The sequence below is a fragment of the Streptomyces graminofaciens genome (assembly GCF_030294945.1).
In the GTDB taxonomy this organism is placed as follows: domain Bacteria; phylum Actinomycetota; class Actinomycetes; order Streptomycetales; family Streptomycetaceae; genus Streptomyces; species Streptomyces graminofaciens.
On sequence record NZ_AP018448.1, the window covers coordinates 8,736,551 to 8,756,371 of the forward strand.

The following is a 19,821-nucleotide window of genomic DNA, read 5'->3' on the forward strand; positions in this document are numbered from 1 at the left end:
GTCTCCGACAAGCTCCTGGGGCCGCGCTCTGCGGGCCTGGAAAGGCAGGGGCGCAGCCCCGTCTTTCCAGGGGCGCGGGGAACCGCGCGAGCAACCACGACGAACCCGCACCCGCCAACGCACCGACCCCACCCGAGCTCTCAGGCGCAGGCGGGGTCGAAGGGGCGGCCGCCCCTGGGGATGGGACGGGCAGGGGCGGCGGGGGCGAACCAAACCAGGCCCGCCCCCCCGGCGAACTCAATCCACCTCAGCCACAGCCTCCGCGAACTGCGCCTTGTACAACCGCGCATACGCCCCATCCGCCGCCAACAACTCGGCATGAGCGCCCTGCTCGACGATCGCCCCGTTCTCCATCACCAAAATCGTGTCGGCATCCCGAATCGTCGACAACCGATGCGCGATCACGAACGAGGTCCGCCCGTGCGCCAACTTGGCCATGGCCTTCTGGATCAGCACCTCGGTCCGCGTGTCCACGGAACTCGTCGCCTCGTCCAGCACCAGAATCACCGGATCGGACAGAAACGCCCGAGCGATGGTGATCAGCTGCTTCTCACCCGCGCTGACCCCCGTCCCCTCGTCGTCGATCACCGTGTCGTACCCGTCCGGCAACGTCCGCACGAACCGATCCGCGTGCGCCGCCCGAGCCGCCTCCTCGATCTCCCCCCGGCTGACCTTCCGCGACGTGGCCGCCCCGTACGCGATGTTCTCGGCGATGGTCCCCCCGAACAGCCAGGTGTCCTGAAGCACCATCCCGATGCCGTCCCGAAGCTCGTCCCGGGACATGGCCGCGATATCGACACCGTCCAGCGTGATACGCCCACCGGTGACCTCGTAGAACCGCATCAGCAGGTTCACCAGAGTCGTCTTCCCGGCCCCGGTCGGCCCCACGATCGCCACGGTGTGCCCAGGCTCGACGACCAGCGACAGATCCTCGATGAGCGGCTTCTCGGGCTCGTACCGGAAGGACACGCCCTCCAGCGCCACCCGCCCCCGCAGCTCCTCCGGCCGTACGCCGGGCACGGGGTCGGCCTGCTGCTCCTCCGCGTCCAGCAGCTCGAAGATCCGCTCGGCGGACGCCACACCCGACTGCACCAGGTTCGCCATCGAGGCCACCTGAGTCAGCGGCATCGAGAACTGGCGGGAGTACTGGATGAAGGCCTGCACATCACCGATCGACAGCGTGCCCGACGCGACCCGCAGTCCACCCACCACGGCCACCAGCACATAGTTGATGTTCGACACGAAGAACATCAGCGGCTGCATGATCCCGCTGTTGAACTGGGCCTTGAACCCGGCCTCGTACAGCCGGTCGTTCTCCTCCGCGAACCGCCGCGCGGACTCCTCCTGCCGCCCGAACACCTTCACGAGCGTGTGCCCGGTGTACATCTCCTCGATGTGCGCGTTGAGCTTCCCGGTGACCCGCCACTGCGCCACGAAGTGCGGTTGCGACCGCTTGCCCACCCGCGTGGCGATGACGAACGACAGCGGCACGGTCACCAACGCGACCAGCGCCAGCAACGGCGACACCCAGAACATCATCACCAGCACACCGATGATCGTCAGCAGCGAGTTGATGAGCTGCCCCATCGACTGCTGCAACGTCTGCCCGATGTTGTCGATGTCGTTCGTCGCCCGGCTCAGCACCTCACCCCGCTGCCGCTGGTCGAAGTACGACAGCGGCAGCCGCGACAGCTTCGCCTGAAGCTCCTCGCGCATCCGGTACACGGTCCGGTTGATGGCCCGGTTGGAGAGCCGCGTGGACACCGCCATCAGCAGCCCGGCGACCAGGAAGATGCCAAGGGCAACCAGCAGCACGCCGCCGACCGCCCCGAAATCGATGCCCTTGCCGGGCGTGAAGTCCGTCCCCTGCAACATGTCGGCGACGCCGCCGTCCCCGCCGGCACGCATGCCCTCGAGCACCTCGGCCTTGGTCCTGCCCGCCGGCATCTCGCGCCCCACGACCCCCGCGAACACGAGGTCGGTCGCCTTGCCGAGTATCCACGGCCCCAGCACCGACATCCCGACGCTGAGCACTCCGCACACGAGCATCGCGTACATCGTGAACCGCTCGGGCCTGAACTGCGCGAGCAGCCGTTTCCCGGACCCCTTGAAGTCCATGGAGTGCTGATCGGGGCCTCCGGCGCCCGCCATCCGTGCCAACGGCCCGGCCATCAGGCTGCCTCCGCTTCCGTGAGCTGGGAGAGGACGATCTCGCGGTACGTCTCGTTGTCCGCCATCAGCTCGTGGTGGCGTCCGGTGCCGACGACCCGGCCCTCGTCGAGGACCACGATCCGGTCGGCGTCCCGGATGGTCGCCACACGCTGGGCGACGATCACGACGGTCGCCTCGGCGGTCTCGCGGGACAGGGCCGACCGCAGGGCCGCGTCCGTCGCGTAGTCGAGCGCGGAGAACGAGTCGTCGAACAGATAGATCTCCGGGCGCTGCACCAGCGTCCGCGCGATCGCGAGCCGCTGCCGCTGCCCGCCCGACACATTGGTCCCGCCCTGCGCGATGGGGGAGTCCAGCCCGTTCTCGAGGTTGGACACGAACTCCTTCGCCTGCGCGACCTCCAGCGCGTGCCACAGCTCCTCGTCGGTGGCGTCCGGATTGCCGTACCGCAGATTCGTCGCCACCGTCCCGGAGAAGAGGTACGGCTTCTGCGGCACCAGGCTCACCGTCCTGGCCAGCAGCTGGGGATCCAGCGTCCGTACGTCCACGCCGTCCACGAGCACCTCGCCCTCGGTGACGTCGAACAGCCGGGGCACCAGCCCGAGCAGCGTAGACTTCCCGCTGCCCGTGGACCCGATGAAGGCGGTCGTCTCACCCGGCCGCGCCACGACCTCGATGGCCTTGAGCACCGGCTCCTCGGCACCCGGATACCTGAATCCCGCGCCCCGGATCTCCAGGAACCCGCTCCGCCGCAGCTCCCGTACGGGCTCGACGGGCGGTACGACACTGGTCTCGGTGTCGAGCACCTCCTGGATGCGCTCGGCGCACACCTCGGCGCGCGGCATCATCATGAACATGAAAGTGGCCATCATCACAGCCATGACGATCTGCATCAGATAGGCGAGGAACGCGGTGAGGGCGCCGATCTCCATCCCGCCGCTGTCGATCCGATGGGCGCCGAACCAGACCACCGCGATCGACGAGAAGTTGATGACCGTCATCACGATCGGGAACATCAGCGCCAGCATCCGGCCCGTTCCCAGGGACACGTCCGTCAGCTCGACGTTCGCCTTGCGGAAGCGGTCCTTCTCGTAGTCGTCCTTCACGAAGGCACGGATGACACGGTTGCCAGTGATCTGCTCGCGCAGCACCTGGTTCACGGTGTCGAGCCGCTCCTGCATCGTGCGGAACAGCGGGCGCAGCCGGCGCACGATCAGGCTCACGGAGACACCGAGCACCGGAACGACCGCCAGCAGCACCCCCGACAGCGGCACGTCCAGCCCGAGCGCCAGCACGATGCCGCCGACGCACATGATCGGCGCCGACACCACCAGCGTGAACGTCATCAGGGTGAGCATCTGCACCTGCTGGACGTCGTTCGTCGTCCGCGTGATCAGCGAAGGCGCCCCGAAGTGACCGACCTCACGTGCCGAGAACGACTGGACCCGGTCGAAGACGCCTGCCCGGATGTCCCGGCCGACCGCCGACGCGGTACGGGCGCCGTAGTACACGGCCCCCATGTTGCAGACGACCTGCACCAGCGAGACGCCGATCATCAGGGCCCCGAAGGACAGGATGTAGCCGGTGTCGCCCTCGACGACACCGTTGTCGATGATGTCCGCGTTGAGAGTGGGCAGGTAGAGCGTGGCGCAGGTCTGCACGAACTGCAGCAGCACCAGCAGGGCGATGGGTTTCTTGTACGGGCGGAGATACGTCCGTAGTAGTCGTATGAGCACGCGAGATCTCTCGGAGTCGGCGACGGGGATGGGATGCACCACCCCCCATCGTCGAACACTCCACCCGTGTTACCTCAACTGAATTAACCCGACCGGTGCCCAGCGGCCCTCAGGCGCGGAAAGCCCCCGGATGGGTCTGCTCCCGAACCGACACGTACTGCTGCCGTACCGCCTGCCCCACAGCCAGCTCGTCCCCCGGATCCAGCAGCTGCGCGGCCGCCCCGGGCCAGACGGGCGGCATACGGGGATCGAGAGTCCCCTGCGAGACGCCCAGCGCCCACGCGGCCTGGCGCGCCGCGCCGACCGCCGCGTAGTCCGCCGGCTGCGGTACGACCACCGGCACCCCGAACAGCGCGGGCGCCGCCGCCTGCACCGCGGGCAGCTCGGCCACCGCGCCGAGCAGGAAGATCCGCCGTACGTCGACCCCGCGCCCGCGCAGCACGTCCAGCGCGTCCGCGAGCCCGCACAGCATGCCCTCGAACGCGGCCCGCGCGAAGTGCTCCGGCCGCATCGACTCCCGCCGCAGCCCGGCCAGGGTCCCGGCGGTGTGCGGCAGGTTCGGCGTCCGCTCGCCCTCCAGATAGGGCAGCAGCACCAGCCCGTGCGAACCGGGCGTGGACTTCATCGCGAGGTCGGACAGCCCCTCCAGATCGGGCACCCCGAGCATCTCAGTGGCGCCCCGCAGCGTCCGTACGGCGTTGAGCGTCGTGACCACCGGCAGGTGCATCCCGGTCGCATCGGCCAACGAGGTGATCATCCCGCTGGAGTCGACGAGCGCCTCGTGGTGTACGGCCATGACGGACCCGGAGGCCCCGAGCGACACCACGGCGTCACCGAGCCCTATGCCCAGCCCGAAGGCCGCGGCCATGGTCTCGCCGGTGCCGGCGGAGATGAGGAGCCCCTCCGGCGTCGTACCGGCGGCGTCCGAGGGCCCGAGCACCTCGGGCAGCATCACCTGGTGGCCGAGCGCCAGCTCGACGAGATCGGTCCGGTACTGGCCGGTCGCCGCGTTCCAGTACCCGGTCCCCGAGGCGCCCCCTCGGTCGGTGGTCCTCCTGACCGGCCGCCCGAGCAACTGCCACACCAGCCAGTCGTGGGCCTGGAGCAGCACGGCCGTACGCATCGCGGCATCCGGTTCGGTACGGCTCATCCAGCGCAGCTTGGTCACGGGCTGCGCGGCCCCCGGGACGCACCCGACGGCCTCCGCCCACGCCCCGCGCCCCCCGAGCGCGTCGACGAGATCGGCGGCCGCGACCTGCGACCGCCTGTCGCCGCCGACCATCGCCGGACGCACGGTGTTGCCCTGCGCGTCCAGCGCGATCAGCCCGTTCTGCTGCGAGGACACCCCGATCGCCTGCACACCTTCGAGCAGCCCGCCGCCGGCCGCCTCCCCCAGGGACAGCAGCCATGCCTGCGGATCGACGTCCGACGGACGCCCCCCGCCGTCGGCCGACTCCAACGGGTGCGGGGCATACCCCTGCCTGAGCACGGCCCCTGTGTCCGAGTCACAGACGACAATGCGCGTAAAATCGGGCGAACTATCCAGCCCGGCGACTATCCCCATGCCATAAATTCTGCCGCACGGGAAGGGGTGGGGCGTGCCGGGCGCCGGGGTTCGGGCCCGCAGGGGGCGCGAGGCCCTGGCGTATGCGGCTCCGCCGCGTTCCTCGGCGCCCTCGGCGGAGCGTCTACGTGTTGCTGGTCCCCCAGTCGTCCCCGACGGAGCCGTTGCGCTCCCGGAGCGACCGGACACGCCCGGCGACCGAGTCGGGCACCCGGTCCCCGACCTTCTCGCTGACCAGGTGGTACGCCTTGCCCACGAAGACGCGGCCCTGCTGGGCCGCCGACTCCGCGGTGTTGCGTACGGCCGGGTTCTGGGCGACGTGCTGTGCGGATTTCTTCAACTGCTCGTAGCGTTCGCGCCCCGCGCGTGTGCCCAGCACGTATCCCAGGGCCAGTCCGACGACGAACGTGAGCCGATAGCGCATGGCGGCCACCCTTCCTTGCGTCTGCTTCTGCGTCTGCGTCGCCCCGGCGTGGGACGCGGGGCGCGGGGAGTATCGATTGGCGGAGCACCCCCCAGCTTGCGCTAATGTATGTGTCGCAGCGAGCGCACGCCCCCTGGCGAATACCCAGGTGAGTGCGTTCGATGCAACGAGGCATTCCTCCGTAGCTCAATTGGCAGAGCAGCCGGCTGTTAACCGGCAGGTTACTGGTTCGAGTCCAGTCGGGGGAGCTTCGATCTTCCGTAGCTCAATTGGCAGAGCAGCCGGCTGTTAACCGGCAGGTTACTGGTTCGAGTCCAGTCGGGAGAGCAACCTGAAGGAGGGCCCCGACGGGGTCCTTTTTCATGTCCGGGGGAACCGCGCGAGCCGCGCCGAAGTCCTCAAGGTCAAGAAGCGCATGCGAAGGCCGACCATCCGAAGCAGGAGATCGTATGAGCGGCTATGCTGCGGCAGACGGCGCGCACAAATGTGCGCGACACGCCGTACGGGGCGGTAGCTCAGCCGGTTAGAGCAGCGGACTCATAATCCGTCGGCCGTGGGTTCGAGTCCCACCCGCCCCACCAATGCAGGTCTCTGACCTGCGGAAACGTTCATTTTTGGGTGTCGGATCGTCAACTTTGCCTGAACGGACTGAATCCGCTGCTCGCGAGTCTGGGGCCAGGTTGGTCTGCGTCGGCTGACGTTCCTCTGACCTGCACGTATGCGCGCGGATGCGTGGCTGGTGAGACGTGTTCTGGTCGGCTCTGCTGCGACAGGGCAATGAATTGAGGCCATCCTGAGGCCGACGGTACCGGGGAAGCGTGTCGATGGCGGCGGGACCAACCGTGCTCCCGCGGGTTCTGCCTGGTGGTCTTTTCGTTGCCGAGCCGAGCAAATGCACGTTCGAGAGCCTGTTCGCCGCAGGACCGGTACGCAAGGGGTTGTGTCCGGTTTGATCACGTGATGTGGAGGATGGCGAGGGGGCGGAAAGCGTTGCTGGCGGGGTGGGAGAGTCGGCGGCGACGTTCGCGTGGTCTTCGCCCGCCACGGCTTCTGCCGTGCCGAAGCCGACCAGCTTGAGCACCGGACTCGAAACCGAGCTGATCGGCGCGCGGAGGGGCGCCGCGAGCGGGTCTTGCGGCGCGACGAAGGCGACGAAGACGGTCTCGGTTTCGTCAGGCCGGTGACCGGACACCTCGGGAACCACGGCCCAGGCGTGGCGACGCTGCCCGCGGACGGACCGTCAGCGCACAGACGCGTGACCCGGGTCTGTCGCGCCTGGCCAAGAGCCTGTCGCCTGTCGCCTACCCGCCGGCTGCCGGAACTTCGACGATCGAGACAGACACGATCCGAGGGGAAGACAGATGAGCGCAACAGCAGCGACCACCGGTACTGTCGAGGTGCGGGGTGCGTGTCCGCACGACTGCCCCGACACCTGCGCGATGAGGATCACCGTCACGGACGGCAAGGCCGTGAGCGTGACCGGCGACCGGGAGCACCCGTACACGCGCGGTGGCCTGTGTGTGAAGGTCGACAATTATCTGGACCGGGTGTACAGCCCGGACCGTGTGCTGTACCCGATGCGGCGCACGGGGCCGAAGGGCAGCGGACAGTTCGAGCGGATCACCTGGGATCAGGCGCTGGACGAGATCGCGGACCGGTTCCGGGCGATCTCCGCGGAGTTCGGGCCCGAGGCCGTCATGCCGTGCAGCTACCTCGGCACGCAGGGGATCCTCAACGGCCTCAACGTGGGCGACCCCTTCTTCGCCAAGCTGGGCGCCACCATCGCCGAGCGCACCTACTGCGACTCCGGCTCGTGCACCGCGTACACGATGACCATCGGCGACTGTGCGGGAGTGGACCCCGAAAGCCTCGTCCACTCCAAGTTCATCCTGATCTGGGCCTGCAACGTGATGAGCACCAATCTTCACCTGTGGCCGTTCATCGCCGAAGCCCGCAAGCGGGGCGCCACCGTGGTCGTGGTGGACCCGGTGAAGACCCGTACCGCGAAGGCGGCCGACTGGCACATCCCGATCCGGCCGGGCACCGACGGTGCCCTCGCGCTGGCGATGATGAACGTGATCATCGAAGAGGGACTCACCGATGACGACTACATCGCCGACTACACCGTCGGATACGAGGAGTTGGCCGAGCGCGTACGGAAGTACTCACCGGAGTGGGCCGCCGAGGAGACCGGCGTTCCGGCCGAGGACATCCGTAAGCTGGCCCGGGCGTACGCCACCACACAGCCGTCCGTCATCCGGATCGGTGTGGCCGTCGAGCGGCACGCCGGCGGTGGCCAGACGGTACGGGCGCTCGCCTGTCTGCCCGGACTGGTCGGCGCGTGGCGCAAGCCCGGTGGCGGGATTCTTCAGCTGCCGCTGTGGGCGTTCCCCGTCAACTGGGGCGCGATGATGCACCCGGAGATGCTCGAACCCGGCAAGCGGGTCGTGAACCAGTATCTGCTGGGGCAGGCGCTGACCGGCGGTCTCGACCTGGACCCGCCCATCAAGGCGCTGGTGGTCTACAACTCCAACCCGGTGGTCGTGTGCCCGGACCAGGAGAGGCTGATCGAGGGGCTGCAGCGGGACGACCTGTTCACCGTGGTCAGTGAGCAGTTCATGACCGACACCGCCCAGTTCGCCGACATCGTGCTGCCCGCCACCACCCAGCTGGAGCAGGACGACATCATGTTCTCCTGGGGCCACCTCTACGTCACCTACAACCACCGCTCGATCGAGCCGCTCGGCGAAGCCGTGCCCAACACGGAGCTGTTCCGGCGGCTGGCGGCGCGCATGGGCTTCACCGAGCCGGTGTTCCGGCGCACGGACGAGGAGATGATCGCCGAGGCGTTCGACTGGTCGGCGCCCGCAATGCAGGGCATCACCCTCGAGTCACTGCGGGAGAAGGGCTGGCAGCGGCTGACCGTGCCGCCCCCGGACCAGTACGCCCCCTACGCGGAGGGCAACTTCCCCACCCCGTCCGGCAAGGTGGAGCTCAAATCCTCCATCGCGGAAGCCGTAGGCAACTTCGTGGTGCCGCTGTTCCGGCAAGGCTCCAACGACCACCAGCCGGGCACGCCGGTCGATCCGCTGCCGCACTACATCCCGCCTCGCGAATCGGCGCGCGCGAACCCCGAACTGGCCGCGCGGCATCCGCTCAACCTGGTCACCCCGAAGCCGCATGCCTACCTGAACTCCAGCAGCGCCAACCTGCCGCTCCACCGGCGCGTGCAGGGGGAGCCCACCGTCCTCATCCACCCCGACGACGCCGCCGAGCGCGGTATCGCCACCGGCGACGACGTGCGGGTGTTCAACGACCGCGGCTCGTTCGTGGTGAAGGCGAAGGCGGACAAGTCCGTCCTGGCGGGCGTCGCCGTGTCGGCGTACGGCGGCTGGCGCATGCACACGAAGTCGCTGTCCACGATGGCGTCCCTGAACCCCACCGCCTTCGCCGACCTGGGCAACGCGCCCACGTTCTCCGACACCCTCGTCCAGATAGAGAAGGCCTGACCATGGCTTACGTCGTGACCGACGCCTGCGTGGACATCCTCGACCAGTCCTGCGTCGAGGAATGTCCGGTGGACTGCATCTACCAGGGGGACCGGATGATGTACATCCACCCCGACGAATGCGTCGACTGCGGGAAGTGCATGACCGTCTGCCCCAGCGACGCGATCCACTGGGAGCACAGGATTCCCGTGGAACTGGCCCCGTTCACCACGGCTGCCGTCGAGTTCTTCGAAGAGCACGAGGACGCGGCCGGCGGTGCGTCCTCGCGCGGACCCGTCGGTGTCGACCACCCCCTGCTGCGGGAAAGGCGTGCCACCGGTGAAGGCTGAGCACGAGATCGGCTGCGGCGCCGACGGGTACGCCAGCGACCTGCTGATCGTCGGCGCCGGGCCGGTCGGTCTCTACGCGGCCTACTACGCCGGGTTCCGGGGCATGTCGGTCACGGTGATCGACGCGCTCGACCAGCCCGGCGGCCAGATGGCGGCGCTGTATCCCGAGAAGAAGGTCTACGACGTCGCCGGATTCCCTGCCGTGAAGGCGCAGGACCTCGTCGACGCCCTGGTGGGGCAGGCGTCGCAGGCGAAGCCCCGGTACCTGCTGGGCCACACCGCGCAGGCCCTTGAGGACACGGCGGACGGCATCGCCGTCACCACCCACCGGGGCACCGTGGTGACGGCGAAGGCCGTACTGGTCACCGGCGGGATCGGCAGTTTCACGCCGCGCCCGCTGCCCGCGGGCTCCGAGTACGAGAACCGCGGCCTGCGCTACTTCGTGCCGAAGCCGGCCGAACTCACCGGCGCCGACGTGGTGGTCGTCGGCGGCGGGGACTCCGCGGTGGACTGGGCGCTGGCGCTCGAACCCCTCGCCCGCTCGGTCGCGCTGGTCCACCGCCGGCCGCGGTTCCGGGCACACGAGCACAGCGTCCGGCTGCTGCGCACGTCGTCGGTGCGGCTGTACACCCCGCACGAGGTACAGCGGATCAGCGGCGAGACCCGCGTGGAACAGGTGGAGTTGAGCAACCTCGAGACCGGCGCGACCGAGAGCCTGCGGGCGGATGCCGTGGTGGCGGCGCTCGGCTTCGTCGCGAACCTCGGCCCGCTCGCGACGTGGGGGCTTCAGATGCGGGGCCGGCACATCGTGGTCGACCGGACCATGCGCACCAGCCGGCCGCGCGTGTACGCCGCGGGCGACATCGCCGACTACGACGGCAAGGTCGCGCTGATCTCGGTCGGTTTCGGCGAGGCCGCACTCGCGGTGAACCACCTCGCCCCCGTGGTCGATCCCACGCTGGGCACCGTGCCGGGGCACTCCAGCGACGGCCTGTGAGCGGCCCTTACGCCCGGGCCCGAGCGCGGTAGGCGGTCGGCGAGGTGCCGTACACCTCGCGGAACGCCCGGCTGAACACGGCGAGATCGGTGAACCCCCAGCGGACGCAGATCTCGGTGAGGGTGGCTTCGCCTCCCCGGTGGGTCAGCAGGTCGCGCCGGCACCGCTCCAGCCTCTGCCGCCGGATCACCTGGGACACCGTCTGTCCCCGGCCGGCGAACATCCGCTGGAGCTGGCGTGTCGACACGAAGTGCGCCTGCGCGACGCGTTCCGGGGACAGGTCCGGATCACCGAGATGCTCCGCGATGTAGGTGTCGATCTGCCGCAGCAGGCTCGCGTGGCGGTCGGTGCCGGCGCCGAAGCCATGTGCCTCTGTCGCGATGGTCGCCACCAGGTCGCCGATCTCGTCGGCGATCCGGATGGCGCCCCCTTCGCTGATGGCCGGCTTCTCGACGAGCAGGTCGGTCAGCATCCTGCTCAGCACCCCGGTGATACCGCTGCCGCCGTCCAGCGTCCGGCAGGTCAGCCTGGCCGACTCGCTGTCGCTGAGCCGGATCGTGTCGCGGGGCCAGGTGAAGACGGCGATGTCCCAGCAGGGGGAGCCGGCACCCGAGCGAAGCGACCAGTGAAAGGGCCGCTCCGTCTCGTAGACGACGAAGTCGCCGGGGCGGAGCACCGCGTCGTGCCCGTCCTGCTCGGCACGCGCCGCACCGCGGCGGACCAGGCAGACCTGGAGGTAGCGGTCGCCGTCGCGCCGCAGCAGTTCCTTCGTACGGAGGACGTCCTGGTCCACCGAGCGGACTCCCGACACCCGGAGGTGGCCGAGGAAGTCGCTGCGCACGGCGCCGTCGAATGTGCCGCCGTCCCGCTCGACGTCCACGTCCAGGCTGACGAAATGGTCCCGGAGGAGCTCCCGCCAGACCTCTCGCCGGCTGGTGTTCGTCTCGTTCGAGCCCACCACCGTCATGGCCTACCTCGCTCGTATCCCGTGTCCACTCGGCTCGGCGTTGCACGAATACTCGTCCACCAGAGTGTCGGCCATGTCCAGAGGCGGATCGTTGTTGCCGTGTAAATAACTGGAAAACCCTGATTCAGCGGCACGTACCCGTCGTCGCCGGTCAAATGCCTGTCGCGCGGAGTCCGGTACGGCAGGCCCGGGCCGGTGAGGATGAACGCCAGTGCCGGTCCAGAACGCGAGGGAACACATCGTGACAGCCGTCGTGAATGATCAGATCCGCAGTCCGGAAGAACCGGTCGAGGACGTCCGAGTGGCCCTGACCCCGGACCGCGTCCCGGTCGCCGAGGCGATCGAATGGGCGACCGTGCCGCACTGTGGCGCGGTCGTCACGTTCACCGGTACGGTGCGCGACCACAACGACGACCTGGAGGGCCACCGCACCGGGATCGTAGGGATCGACTACGAGGCGTTCGACCGGCACGTGGAGCCGCGACTCCGCCAGATCGCCCAAGCCGCCCGGGACCGGTGGCCCGCCCTCGGGCGCGTGGCGTTGTTCCACCGCGTCGGGCCGGTGCCGGTCACCGAGGCGAGCATCCTGGTCGTGGTCTCCGCACCCCACCGCGGCGAGGCGTTCACCGCGGCCCGCTTCTGCATCGACGTCCTCAAGGACTCCGTTCCGGTATGGAAACGCGAATACAGCGGGGACGGCACGAGCGGCTGGGTGGCGACCGGGAACCGGATCGACGACGTCCCCGCCGCGGCGCACCGCTGGTGCCTCGCCCGGAACCCGGAACCGGCATGATGATGATGCCCGTCGCCGACCGCCGGTACCGTCACCTTCGCGACCTGCGGATCTCCATCACCGACCGGTGCAACCTCCGATGCCGGTACTGCATGCCGCGCGAGCATTTCGGCCCGGGGCACCATTACCTCGACCCCGCCGACCTGCTGACCTTCGACGAGATCGCGCGCCTGGCGCGGGTGTTCGCCTTCCTCGGCGTGCGCAAGATCCGGCTCACCGGGGGTGAGCCGCTGCTGCGTCGCGGCGTCGCGGACCTCGTGGCGCTGCTCGCCGCGGTACCCGGGCTCGATCTCGCGATGACGACCAACGGGCTGCTGTTGCCGGCCTTCGCGGAGCGCCTCGCACAGGCCGGGCTGCGCCGGGTGACGGTGAGCCTGGACGCGCTCGACGACGCCGTGTTCCGGGCGGTCGCCGACACCGCGGTGCCGGTGCGCCGGGTCCTCGAAGGGATCGACGCGGCCGCACGCGCCGGCCTCAACCCCGTCAAGGTGAACATGGTGGTGAAGCGGGGAGTCAACGACGGCTGCGTGCTGCCGATGGTCGAGCGGTTCCGGGGCAGCGGCCACATCCTGCGCTTCATCGAGTACATGGACGTAGGGGCCACGAACGAGTGGCAGCTCGGTGAGGTGCTGCCCGCCGCCGAGATCGTGCGCCTGATCGACGGCCGTTACCCGCTCGAACCTCTCGACGCGACCGGCGTCGGTGAGGTGGCCACCCGCTACCGCTTCCTGGACGGCGCCGGGGAGATCGGTGTCATCGGCTCGGTGACGCGGCCGTTCTGCGGGGACTGCACGCGAGCCCGGCTGTCCGCCGAGGGGAAGGTCCACACGTGCCTGTTCTCCTCCGGCGGGACCGACCTGCGGGCGTTGCTGCGAGCGGGCGCCTCCGACGAGGAACTGTGCTCCGCCGTGCGCGCACTCTGGGGCGCCCGGGAGGACCGCTATTCGGAGTTGCGCGGAAGCCGCGCACCCTCGCGCGGTGATCGGGTGGAGATGTCCTACATCGGTGGGTGACCTGGAACGAAGGGGAGATTGGCTCATGCCCACAATGCTGCTGTTCGCGGCCGCGCGGGAGGCGGCGGGCCGAGGGCGCGACGTGATTCCCGGCGGCACGCTCGGCGAGGTGCTCGACGAGGCACGCCGGCGCTACGGCGGTGAGTTCGCCCACGTGCTGGCGAACTCACGGGTGTGGTTCAACGGAGAGATGCTGAACGACGCGATGTACGGCGCCCCGTGCGTGGCCGGCGACGAGATCGCCGTGCTGCCACCGATCAGCGGCGGATGATCACACGTGGTCCTGCTCTCCGTCGACGGTTACCGCGCCGCGTTGACGGCACTACCCGGCCGGCGACCCCGAGTCGCCCGGCGCCGGAACCATGCGCCGGTGCTGGGTCGCGAAACCGTCCTCGGATCCGCCGAGTTCGGGCACGCGCCCACACCGTTGCGGGTGTCGCGGAAGAAGGCATTTCAGTTTCGGAGCAATGCCGTGAGATGAGGAATCGAAGATGAAGTACAGGTACCTGTAATGAGCAACGTCACTGGCAGATCCATGACCTGTGAATCCGCTGTGCGGAGTCGCGTCGCAGATGTCATGGTCACCTGTCCCAAGACCCTGGGACCGCTCTCCAGGGTGGACGACCTCCGAGCTTTTTTCAGCGACGATCACGTCCACATGGCCCTGGTCGTCCACCCGGACGACGGACGGCTCATGACGACGATCGAGCGACCGGACATCCCCGAATCCGCCTCCAATTCCGCGGCCGTCACGGAGTTCGGAACTCTCGTCGGCAGAACGGTGCTGGCGTCATACCCACTTGATGCTGCTACAACAGCGATGAGATTCGAGGCGCGACGTCGGTTGGCGGTGGTCGATGATTTCGGTCGACTGCTGGGTCTGCTATGCCTGAAGCGAGACGGAACCGGATACTGTTCGAATGAAGGGATCCGCGCCCGTGCTGACGAAAGGGAACGAGCGCACTCTTCGTCTCCGATGAGCTGTTCCCGGTAACCGTCGGCCACCGTCCGTGAGTGCGAGGTGCGTCGCGTGATCTGCGGCATCCCCAAGTTCAGGCAGATGCAGGGCCCCTGGTAGGAACGATCTTGCGACAGAAAGATCCGACCGAAGGGACTCACGCGCCGACCGGCACCGGAGCCCACTCCGGGGTTGAGGCCACGATGCGCAACACCCCGCCCTCTGGGCTCGCTTGCTCCACCCGCACTCCGCTCAGGTGCGGCAACACCCCTCGGTGACAAGACCTATGTCCTCGGCTGACCCGATCCACGAGCGCAGCCTCTGCGCGTTGGAAGGTCAATCCGCTGCGGGCGAGTTCGAGACCCTTTTCCGAGCTGGCGCGATCGTCCCCCAAACCTTTGGTCTGGTCCCGTTGAGCCTCATTGAGGCCGCGTTGGGGCCGCAAGGACAGGAACAGACCGACAAGGGTTGAGGAGCACCGACATACATCAACCCACCTGACCTGCAAGAACGGCGTGAATCGGCACTGATTGGTAAGGGCCGCCCAGCCCTTCACGCGGGAGGCGAAGACCCCGCAGGCCGGGCAGGCCCTGGCCGAGGCATCCGCCGTGGCCAGATGGACCCGGCGCCCACCGCACTGAAGCCGCTCGACCCGCATGACGGACACCCCGTCGAGGTCCAGCAGCAACGTCGTATCGTTGACCAAGCCCGTGGCTCCCAGACGATCATTCTGCCTAGAGAACAGAAATGATCGCCCAGGACCACGGGCGTCCTGCGTCCAGGGCCACCAACAGCCCACCCACCACCATGCAGTGACTGTCAGTCAGCGCACACGAAGGGCACACCGCTCAAGTTCGAAGACCCAGATTGGCGAGAGAACGTGAGACGAGGCTGAGAAGGCGATGGAGATCAGCTCAGACCGGCGGACGTGAGCCAGGCCTTGGCGACGTCGCTCATGTCGTCGAGCTTGGCGACCTTGCTGTTCAGCTCCATGAGTCCCTCGGTGGTCAGCGCCGCGGACACGGCGTTGAGGGTGCTGGTGACGGTGGGGGTGACCTTGTCCTTGTTGATGACGGGCAGGATGTTCTCGGCCAGGAAGAGGTTCTTGTCGTCCTTGAGGGTGACGAGCTTGTTCTTGGCGATGGCGGGGTCCGTACTGGTCAGGTCACCGACCTGCACCTGGTTGTTGGTGATGGCGGCGAGGGTCAGCGGGCCTCCGGCGTCCAGCGAGACGAACTTCTTGAAGGACAACCCGTAGACGCTCTTCAGCCCGACCACGCCGTTGACCCGGGTCTTCCACTCCGGCGGTGCGCCCAGTGCCATCGTGCCGGCCACCGGGGCGAGGTCGGAGATGGTGGTGAGGTCGTGGGCGGTCGCCGTCTTCTGGGTGACGGCCAGCACGTCCTTGTCCTCCGCCGTGGACTGCTTGAGCGCGGAGATGCCAGAGGGCAGCGCCTTGGTCAGCGCGGCGGAGACCTCGGCCGGGCTGCTGGCCTTCGTCTTCGGGTCGAAGTACTGGAGCAGCGCGCCCGTGTACTCCGGGAGGAGATCGATCGAGCCGTCCTTGAGCGCGGGGATGTACGTCTCCCGGCTGCCGATGTTCAGCCGGGTCTTGACCTTGACGCCCTTGGCCTTCAGCGCCTCCGCGTAGATGGTGGCGAGGAGTTGGCTCTCCGTGAAGTTCGCCGACCCGACGGTGATGGTGTCGGCGGCGGACGAGGCGCCGGCCGTGGCGCTGGTGCTCATAGGGTCACCGCCGCTGCCGCACGCGGTGAGGACGAGGGCGCCGGTGGCGGTCAAGGCCGCGAGGCCGAGGAGCTTCTTGCTTCTTGTGGACGCGCTGTTCATGGGACTCTCTTCACTGTGCGGTGGCGGTGGCGGTGGCGGATGCCGGTACTGCGGGAGGGGAAGTGCGGCGGGAGACCCTGCGGGTGAGGCCGGGCGAGACGAGGAGCCTGGCCAGCCCGAGCAGGAGGAGTTCGACGGCCAGGGCGAGCGCGGCGACGAGGATCGCTCCGCCCGCCATCTGCGCGTAGTCGCTCTGGGCGAGGCCGTCGATGAGGAACCGGCCGAGACCGCCGAGCGAGACGTAAGCAGCCACGGTCGCGGTCGCGATGATCTGGAGCGCCGCGGCCCGGATCCCGGACAGGATCAGCGGCAGCGCGCACGGCAGTTGAACGCGCAGCAGGATGTCCCGGCCACGCCAGCCCATGCCGCGCGCGGCGTCGACGGCAGCGGCGTCCACCGCGAAGACACCCGCGTAGGTGTTGGTCAGGATCGGCGGCACCGCGAGCAGGACGAGCACGATCAGGCTCGGAATGGTGAACGCCAGGTCGGAGGCGATGTGCGGGGTGATCAGCAGCACCGCGATCATCAGCACACCCAGCGTCGGCAGGGCACGCAGCGCGTTGGCGAGGCCGCCGACCAGGAAGGCGCCGCGCCCGGTGTGACCGATCAGGAGGCCGACGGGCACGCCGATGACGAGGGCGATGGTCAGCGCCATGCCGGACAGTTCGAGGTGGGCCAGGGTCTGGGCGGGGATGCCGTCGGGACCGCTCCAGTTGACGGGATCGGTGAGCCAGCCGGTGATGCTCGTGCTCATCGGGCGGACCTCCTGGGCTGCCAAGGGGTGAGCGAGTGGCCGGCGAGCAGGATCAGCCCGTCCAGCACCAGCGCGATGACCAGGCTCAGTACGACGCCGGTGACGATCGGGGTGAAGAAGTGCAGCTGGAAGCCCTGCGTGAACAGCGAGCCGAGCTGCGGCACACCGAGCAGCGCGGCCATCGACACGATGCTGACGTTGGAGACCGCCGCGACCCGCAGCCCGGCGGCGATGACCGGTACGGCGATGGGCAGTTCGATCCGTATCAGCCGCTGGTGCGACCGGTAGCCCATGGCGTGGGCGGACTGGATGACGTCGGCGGGTACGGCCGCCAGCCCGTCGGCCACGACCCGCACCAGGAGCGCCGTTGTGTAGACGCTCAGCGCGATGACCACGTTGACCGGGTCGAGGATCCGGGTGCCGAGCAACTTCGGCAGCAGGATGAACAGAGCGAGGGAGGGCACCGTGTAGACCAGCCCGGCCAGCGCCACCAGCATCGGGTAGAGCCGGCGGCTGCGGTGGGCCAGCCGGCCCAGCGGCAGCGCGACCAGCAGGCCGATGAGCAGCGGCAGTATGGACAGCCAGAGGTGCCATGCGGTGAGGTCGGCGATCTCTCCGGCGTTGCGGCGGAGCCATTCCGCGGCGGTCACAGGTGGCTCCCGGCGGGGGCCTCGGCGGCGGACCCGGCGGCGGGCTCGACGGACCCGGCGGTGACCCCTGCGGCGGACTCGACGGCGGACCCGGCGATGGCCCCCGCAGGGGCGGTCACCGACGCGGCCTCTTCGATCGCGCGGGCCACGGCTGTCGGCGACACGGTCCCGGCCAGGTGCCCTTCGGCGTCGACCAGGACACCGCGACCGCTGGGAGAGGACAGTGCCGCGTCCAGCAGTTCGCGGAGGGTGCCGTCCGTACGGGCCGTGGTGGCGCTGAGGTTGAGGTCCTGCTCGGTGACCCGGTCGCCGTCGAGCCGGTCGAGCGCGGCCCAGCCGATCGGCTCACCGCCGGGGGCGGTGACCAGGATCCAGCCGTCCAGCGCCGCCGCCTCGGCCTCGGCGCGCGTCGCGCCGAGCACGACGGCAGGCTCGGCGGCGGGAATCACGCCGTCTCCCGTACCGGCGAAGCCCAGCGCCCGGTAGCCCCGGTCACGGCCGACGAAGCCCGCGACGAAGGCGTCGGCGGGCCGGGCCAGCAGCTCGGCCGGGGCCGCGGCCTGTGCGAGCCGCCCGCCCTCGCGGAGCACCGCGACCTGGTCGCCGAGCTTGAGCGCCTCGTCGATGTCATGGGTGACCAGCACGATCGTCTTGCCGATCTCGCGCTGGAGGCGGAGGAACTCCTCCTGCAACTGGGCGCGTACGACCGGGTCGACGGCGCTGAACGGCTCGTCCATCAGCAGGTAGGGCGGGTCGGCGGCCAGCGCGCGGGCGACACCGACGCGCTGCTGCTGGCCGCCGGACAACTGCCAGGGGTAGCGGTCGGCGAACTGCGGGCCGAGGCCGACCCGTTCCAGCAGTTCCAGGGCCCGGGTCCGGGCCTCGCGGCGGCCGAGCCCGAGGAGCCGGGGCAGCGCCATGACGTTGTCGGCGACGTTCTTGTGCGGGAAGAGGCCGGCGTGCTGGATGACGTAACCGATCTTCCGCCGCAGCTCGGTGGCGTCGGTCCCGGAGACCGGCTGTCCGCCCAGCGTGATGGTGCCGGAGGTGGGCTCGATCAGGCGGTTGACCATGCGCATGGAGGTGGTCTTGCCGCAGCCGGACGGCCCCACCAGAACGGTGATCTTCCCGGTCGGTGCCTCCAGGCTGAGCCGGTCGACGGCGACCGTACCGTCCGGATATGCCTTGGTGACGTTGTCGAATCGGATCATGACATTCTCTCCGTTACGGGGCCGTATGTCGGCTGTGCCAGCTGTGCCGGCGGCGGTAGCTGCCCGCCGAGCGAACGCGACAGGTCGTGGGCCTCACCGGCGAGCCGGACCCCGATCCGTACGACCTTGTCGCCGCGCAGCCGGTAGTCGGGGACCACCACGCTCAGGGCGGCGATCACCCTGGACCCGGTGAGCAGTGGTGCCGCGATCGCGGTGACGTCGTTCTCGACGCCGTCCTCCACGACGACGTAACCCCGGGCCGGCGTCTCCCCCGCGAACACCGCCCCGACCGCGCTGGCGCGCCGGGGGATCGTCCGGCCCACCCAACTGGTGTGCCGGACCGAGTGAGTGCCCTCGGTGATCGCGATGTACAGGGCGGTGTCCTCGTGCGAGGGGATGCTCAGGTACACCGACTCCCGGGTCACCGCGACGATCCGTTCCATCGCCTCGCGGCAGTACGGCACCAGGGACTCGTGACTCAGGGCCCGTGCCCCGAACTGCACGATCCGGGTGCCGGGGCGGAACGATCCGTCGGCCTCGCGTCGTACGAAACCGCCGTTCTCCAGCGCGCGCAAGAGGCGCAGCGCGGTGCTGGCCGCCAGCCCGGTCTCCCGGGCGCTCTCCGCCAGGGTGATGGCCCCGTGCTCGCAGACCACGCCGAGCAGAGCCATCGCCCGCTCCGCAGTCCGTGTCGACGTTTCACCCATGCCCCACCTCCTGAATAGGTCGCAACACTAGGGACGGTTCTTTTCAGATGTATTCAGTACGGTTTCTGTTGAGTGAATCCCGATTGCCACCAGACGGAATACGCGAAACGCATGGTGGCGATTTGCGCACGAAGAGTCACCGCCCGGCAGGAGAAATTCTCCCCGAAGGGCTGGATTGCACTGCCACAGATA

At 69.0% G+C, this 19,821-nt stretch carries 16 protein-coding genes and 3 tRNA genes; 9 read left to right on the top strand and 10 right to left on the bottom strand.

The features are described from left to right. Positions 1 to 237: 237 nt before the first annotated feature. The 4 genes from SGFS_RS38410 to SGFS_RS38425 all read right to left on the bottom strand — a co-directional run bounded on the left by SGFS_RS38410 (position 238) and on the right by SGFS_RS38425 (position 5,893). Positions 238 to 2,172 carry an ABC transporter ATP-binding protein gene (locus SGFS_RS38410; RefSeq protein ID WP_286256808.1) on the bottom strand — a complete coding sequence of 645 codons (1,935 nt, stop codon included), beginning with the start codon at positions 2,170 to 2,172 and terminating at the stop codon, positions 238 to 240. After that, complete coding sequence (locus SGFS_RS38415; RefSeq protein ID WP_286260279.1) at positions 2,172 to 3,905, bottom strand: ABC transporter ATP-binding protein; 1,734 nt, start codon at positions 3,903 to 3,905, stop codon at positions 2,172 to 2,174. Before SGFS_RS38415 ends, SGFS_RS38410 begins: the two co-directional genes overlap by 1 nt. Positions 3,906 to 4,014: 109 nt before the next feature. Further along, positions 4,015 to 5,469, bottom strand: coding sequence for an FGGY family carbohydrate kinase (locus SGFS_RS38420; protein ID WP_286256809.1), 1,455 nt, complete (start codon positions 5,467 to 5,469; stop codon positions 4,015 to 4,017). A gap of 124 nt (positions 5,470 to 5,593) precedes the next feature. Further along, positions 5,594 to 5,893, bottom strand: a complete 300-nt coding sequence (locus SGFS_RS38425) for a YtxH domain-containing protein (RefSeq protein ID WP_286256810.1) — start codon at positions 5,891 to 5,893, stop codon at positions 5,594 to 5,596. A 175-nt stretch (positions 5,894 to 6,068) separates the two neighbouring features. On the opposite strand from SGFS_RS38425, the gene SGFS_RS38430 reads away from it, so the two are divergent. The 6 genes from SGFS_RS38430 to SGFS_RS38455 all read left to right on the top strand — a co-directional run bounded on the left by SGFS_RS38430 (position 6,069) and on the right by SGFS_RS38455 (position 10,728). Next, positions 6,069 to 6,141 (top strand) — tRNA-Asn (locus SGFS_RS38430). A 6-nt stretch (positions 6,142 to 6,147) separates the two neighbouring features. Continuing rightward, positions 6,148 to 6,220, top strand: a tRNA-Asn gene (locus SGFS_RS38435). Positions 6,221 to 6,397: 177 nt separating this feature from the next. Beyond that, positions 6,398 to 6,474, top strand: a tRNA-Ile gene (locus tag SGFS_RS38440). Positions 6,475 to 7,254: 780 nt separating this feature from the next. Next, positions 7,255 to 9,402, top strand: a complete 2,148-nt coding sequence (locus SGFS_RS38445) for a molybdopterin-containing oxidoreductase family protein (protein ID WP_286256811.1) — start codon at positions 7,255 to 7,257, stop codon at positions 9,400 to 9,402. Positions 9,403 to 9,404: 2 nt separating this feature from the next. Then, positions 9,405 to 9,731: a ferredoxin gene (gene fdxA / locus SGFS_RS38450; RefSeq protein ID WP_257548836.1), complete on the top strand. Its 327-nt coding sequence runs from the start codon at positions 9,405 to 9,407 to the stop codon at positions 9,729 to 9,731. After that, positions 9,721 to 10,728, top strand: coding sequence for an NAD(P)/FAD-dependent oxidoreductase (locus SGFS_RS38455; RefSeq protein WP_286256813.1), 1,008 nt, complete (start codon positions 9,721 to 9,723; stop codon positions 10,726 to 10,728). Before fdxA ends, SGFS_RS38455 begins: the two co-directional genes overlap by 11 nt. Positions 10,729 to 10,735: 7 nt before the next feature. Here SGFS_RS38455 and SGFS_RS38460 read toward each other — a convergent pair whose 3' ends face one another. Further along, on the bottom strand, positions 10,736 to 11,695 hold the full coding sequence (locus SGFS_RS38460) for a helix-turn-helix domain-containing protein (RefSeq protein ID WP_286256814.1): 960 nt from the start codon (positions 11,693 to 11,695) through the stop codon (positions 10,736 to 10,738). A 241-nt stretch (positions 11,696 to 11,936) separates the two neighbouring features. Here SGFS_RS38460 and SGFS_RS38465 point away from each other — a divergent pair, with 241 nt between their 5' ends. Genes SGFS_RS38465 through SGFS_RS38475 form a run of 3 tightly spaced genes read left to right on the top strand, consistent with a single transcriptional unit; the run spans position 11,937 to position 13,772 of the window. After that, positions 11,937 to 12,488, top strand: coding sequence for a molybdenum cofactor biosynthesis protein MoaE (locus SGFS_RS38465; protein ID WP_286256815.1), 552 nt, complete (start codon positions 11,937 to 11,939; stop codon positions 12,486 to 12,488). After that, positions 12,485 to 13,501 carry a GTP 3',8-cyclase MoaA gene (gene moaA, locus SGFS_RS38470; RefSeq protein WP_286256817.1) on the top strand — a complete coding sequence of 339 codons (1,017 nt, stop codon included), beginning with the start codon at positions 12,485 to 12,487 and terminating at the stop codon, positions 13,499 to 13,501. The genes SGFS_RS38465 and moaA overlap by 4 nt, the downstream gene beginning before the upstream one ends. Positions 13,502 to 13,526: 25 nt before the next feature. Next, positions 13,527 to 13,772, top strand: coding sequence for a MoaD/ThiS family protein (locus SGFS_RS38475; RefSeq protein WP_286256819.1), 246 nt, complete (start codon positions 13,527 to 13,529; stop codon positions 13,770 to 13,772). Between the two features lie 1,596 nt (positions 13,773 to 15,368). On the opposite strand, the gene SGFS_RS38480 is transcribed toward SGFS_RS38475, so the two are convergent. Genes SGFS_RS38480 through SGFS_RS38500 form a run of 5 tightly spaced genes read right to left on the bottom strand, consistent with a single transcriptional unit; the run spans position 15,369 to position 19,629 of the window. Continuing rightward, on the bottom strand, positions 15,369 to 16,307 hold the full coding sequence (locus SGFS_RS38480) for an ABC transporter substrate-binding protein (protein WP_055634690.1): 939 nt from the start codon (positions 16,305 to 16,307) through the stop codon (positions 15,369 to 15,371). A gap of 10 nt (positions 16,308 to 16,317) precedes the next feature. Further along, a complete protein-coding gene (locus tag SGFS_RS38485; RefSeq protein ID WP_286256823.1) occupies positions 16,318 to 17,061 on the bottom strand; it encodes an ABC transporter permease in 744 nt (247 codons plus the stop codon). Beyond that, positions 17,058 to 17,711, bottom strand: coding sequence for an ABC transporter permease (locus SGFS_RS38490; RefSeq protein ID WP_286256825.1), 654 nt, complete (start codon positions 17,709 to 17,711; stop codon positions 17,058 to 17,060). Before SGFS_RS38490 ends, SGFS_RS38485 begins: the two co-directional genes overlap by 4 nt. Beyond that, a complete protein-coding gene (locus tag SGFS_RS38495; protein WP_286256827.1) occupies positions 17,708 to 18,922 on the bottom strand; it encodes an ABC transporter ATP-binding protein in 1,215 nt (404 codons plus the stop codon). The genes SGFS_RS38490 and SGFS_RS38495 overlap by 4 nt, the downstream gene beginning before the upstream one ends. Further along, complete coding sequence (locus SGFS_RS38500) at positions 18,919 to 19,629, bottom strand: IclR family transcriptional regulator (RefSeq protein ID WP_286256829.1); 711 nt, start codon at positions 19,627 to 19,629, stop codon at positions 18,919 to 18,921. Before SGFS_RS38500 ends, SGFS_RS38495 begins: the two co-directional genes overlap by 4 nt. Between the last annotated feature and the right edge of the window lie 192 nt (positions 19,630 to 19,821).

Excerpts from the sequence above, each read along its gene's own strand:
- SGFS_RS38475 (WP_286256819.1), top strand. The coding sequence starts at position 13,527 with ATGCCCACAATGCTGCTGTTCGCGGCCGCGCGGGAGGCGGCGGGCCGA.
- SGFS_RS38480 (WP_055634690.1), bottom strand. The coding sequence starts at position 16,307 with ATGAACAGCGCGTCCACAAGAAGCAAGAAGCTCCTCGGCCTCGCGGCC.
- SGFS_RS38500 (WP_286256829.1), bottom strand. The coding sequence starts at position 19,629 with ATGGGTGAAACGTCGACACGGACTGCGGAGCGGGCGATGGCTCTGCTC.
- SGFS_RS38410 (WP_286256808.1), bottom strand. The coding sequence starts at position 2,172 with ATGGCCGGGCCGTTGGCACGGATGGCGGGCGCCGGAGGCCCCGATCAG.
- SGFS_RS38445 (WP_286256811.1), top strand. The coding sequence starts at position 7,255 with ATGAGCGCAACAGCAGCGACCACCGGTACTGTCGAGGTGCGGGGTGCG.
- SGFS_RS38460 (WP_286256814.1), bottom strand. The coding sequence starts at position 11,695 with ATGACGGTGGTGGGCTCGAACGAGACGAACACCAGCCGGCGAGAGGTC.
- moaA (WP_286256817.1), top strand. The coding sequence starts at position 12,485 with ATGATGATGATGCCCGTCGCCGACCGCCGGTACCGTCACCTTCGCGAC.
- fdxA (WP_257548836.1), top strand. The coding sequence starts at position 9,405 with ATGGCTTACGTCGTGACCGACGCCTGCGTGGACATCCTCGACCAGTCC.
- SGFS_RS38420 (WP_286256809.1), bottom strand. The coding sequence starts at position 5,469 with ATGGGGATAGTCGCCGGGCTGGATAGTTCGCCCGATTTTACGCGCATT.
- SGFS_RS38485 (WP_286256823.1), bottom strand. The coding sequence starts at position 17,061 with ATGAGCACGAGCATCACCGGCTGGCTCACCGATCCCGTCAACTGGAGC.
- SGFS_RS38425 (WP_286256810.1), bottom strand. The coding sequence starts at position 5,893 with ATGCGCTATCGGCTCACGTTCGTCGTCGGACTGGCCCTGGGATACGTG.
- SGFS_RS38495 (WP_286256827.1), bottom strand. The coding sequence starts at position 18,922 with ATGATCCGATTCGACAACGTCACCAAGGCATATCCGGACGGTACGGTC.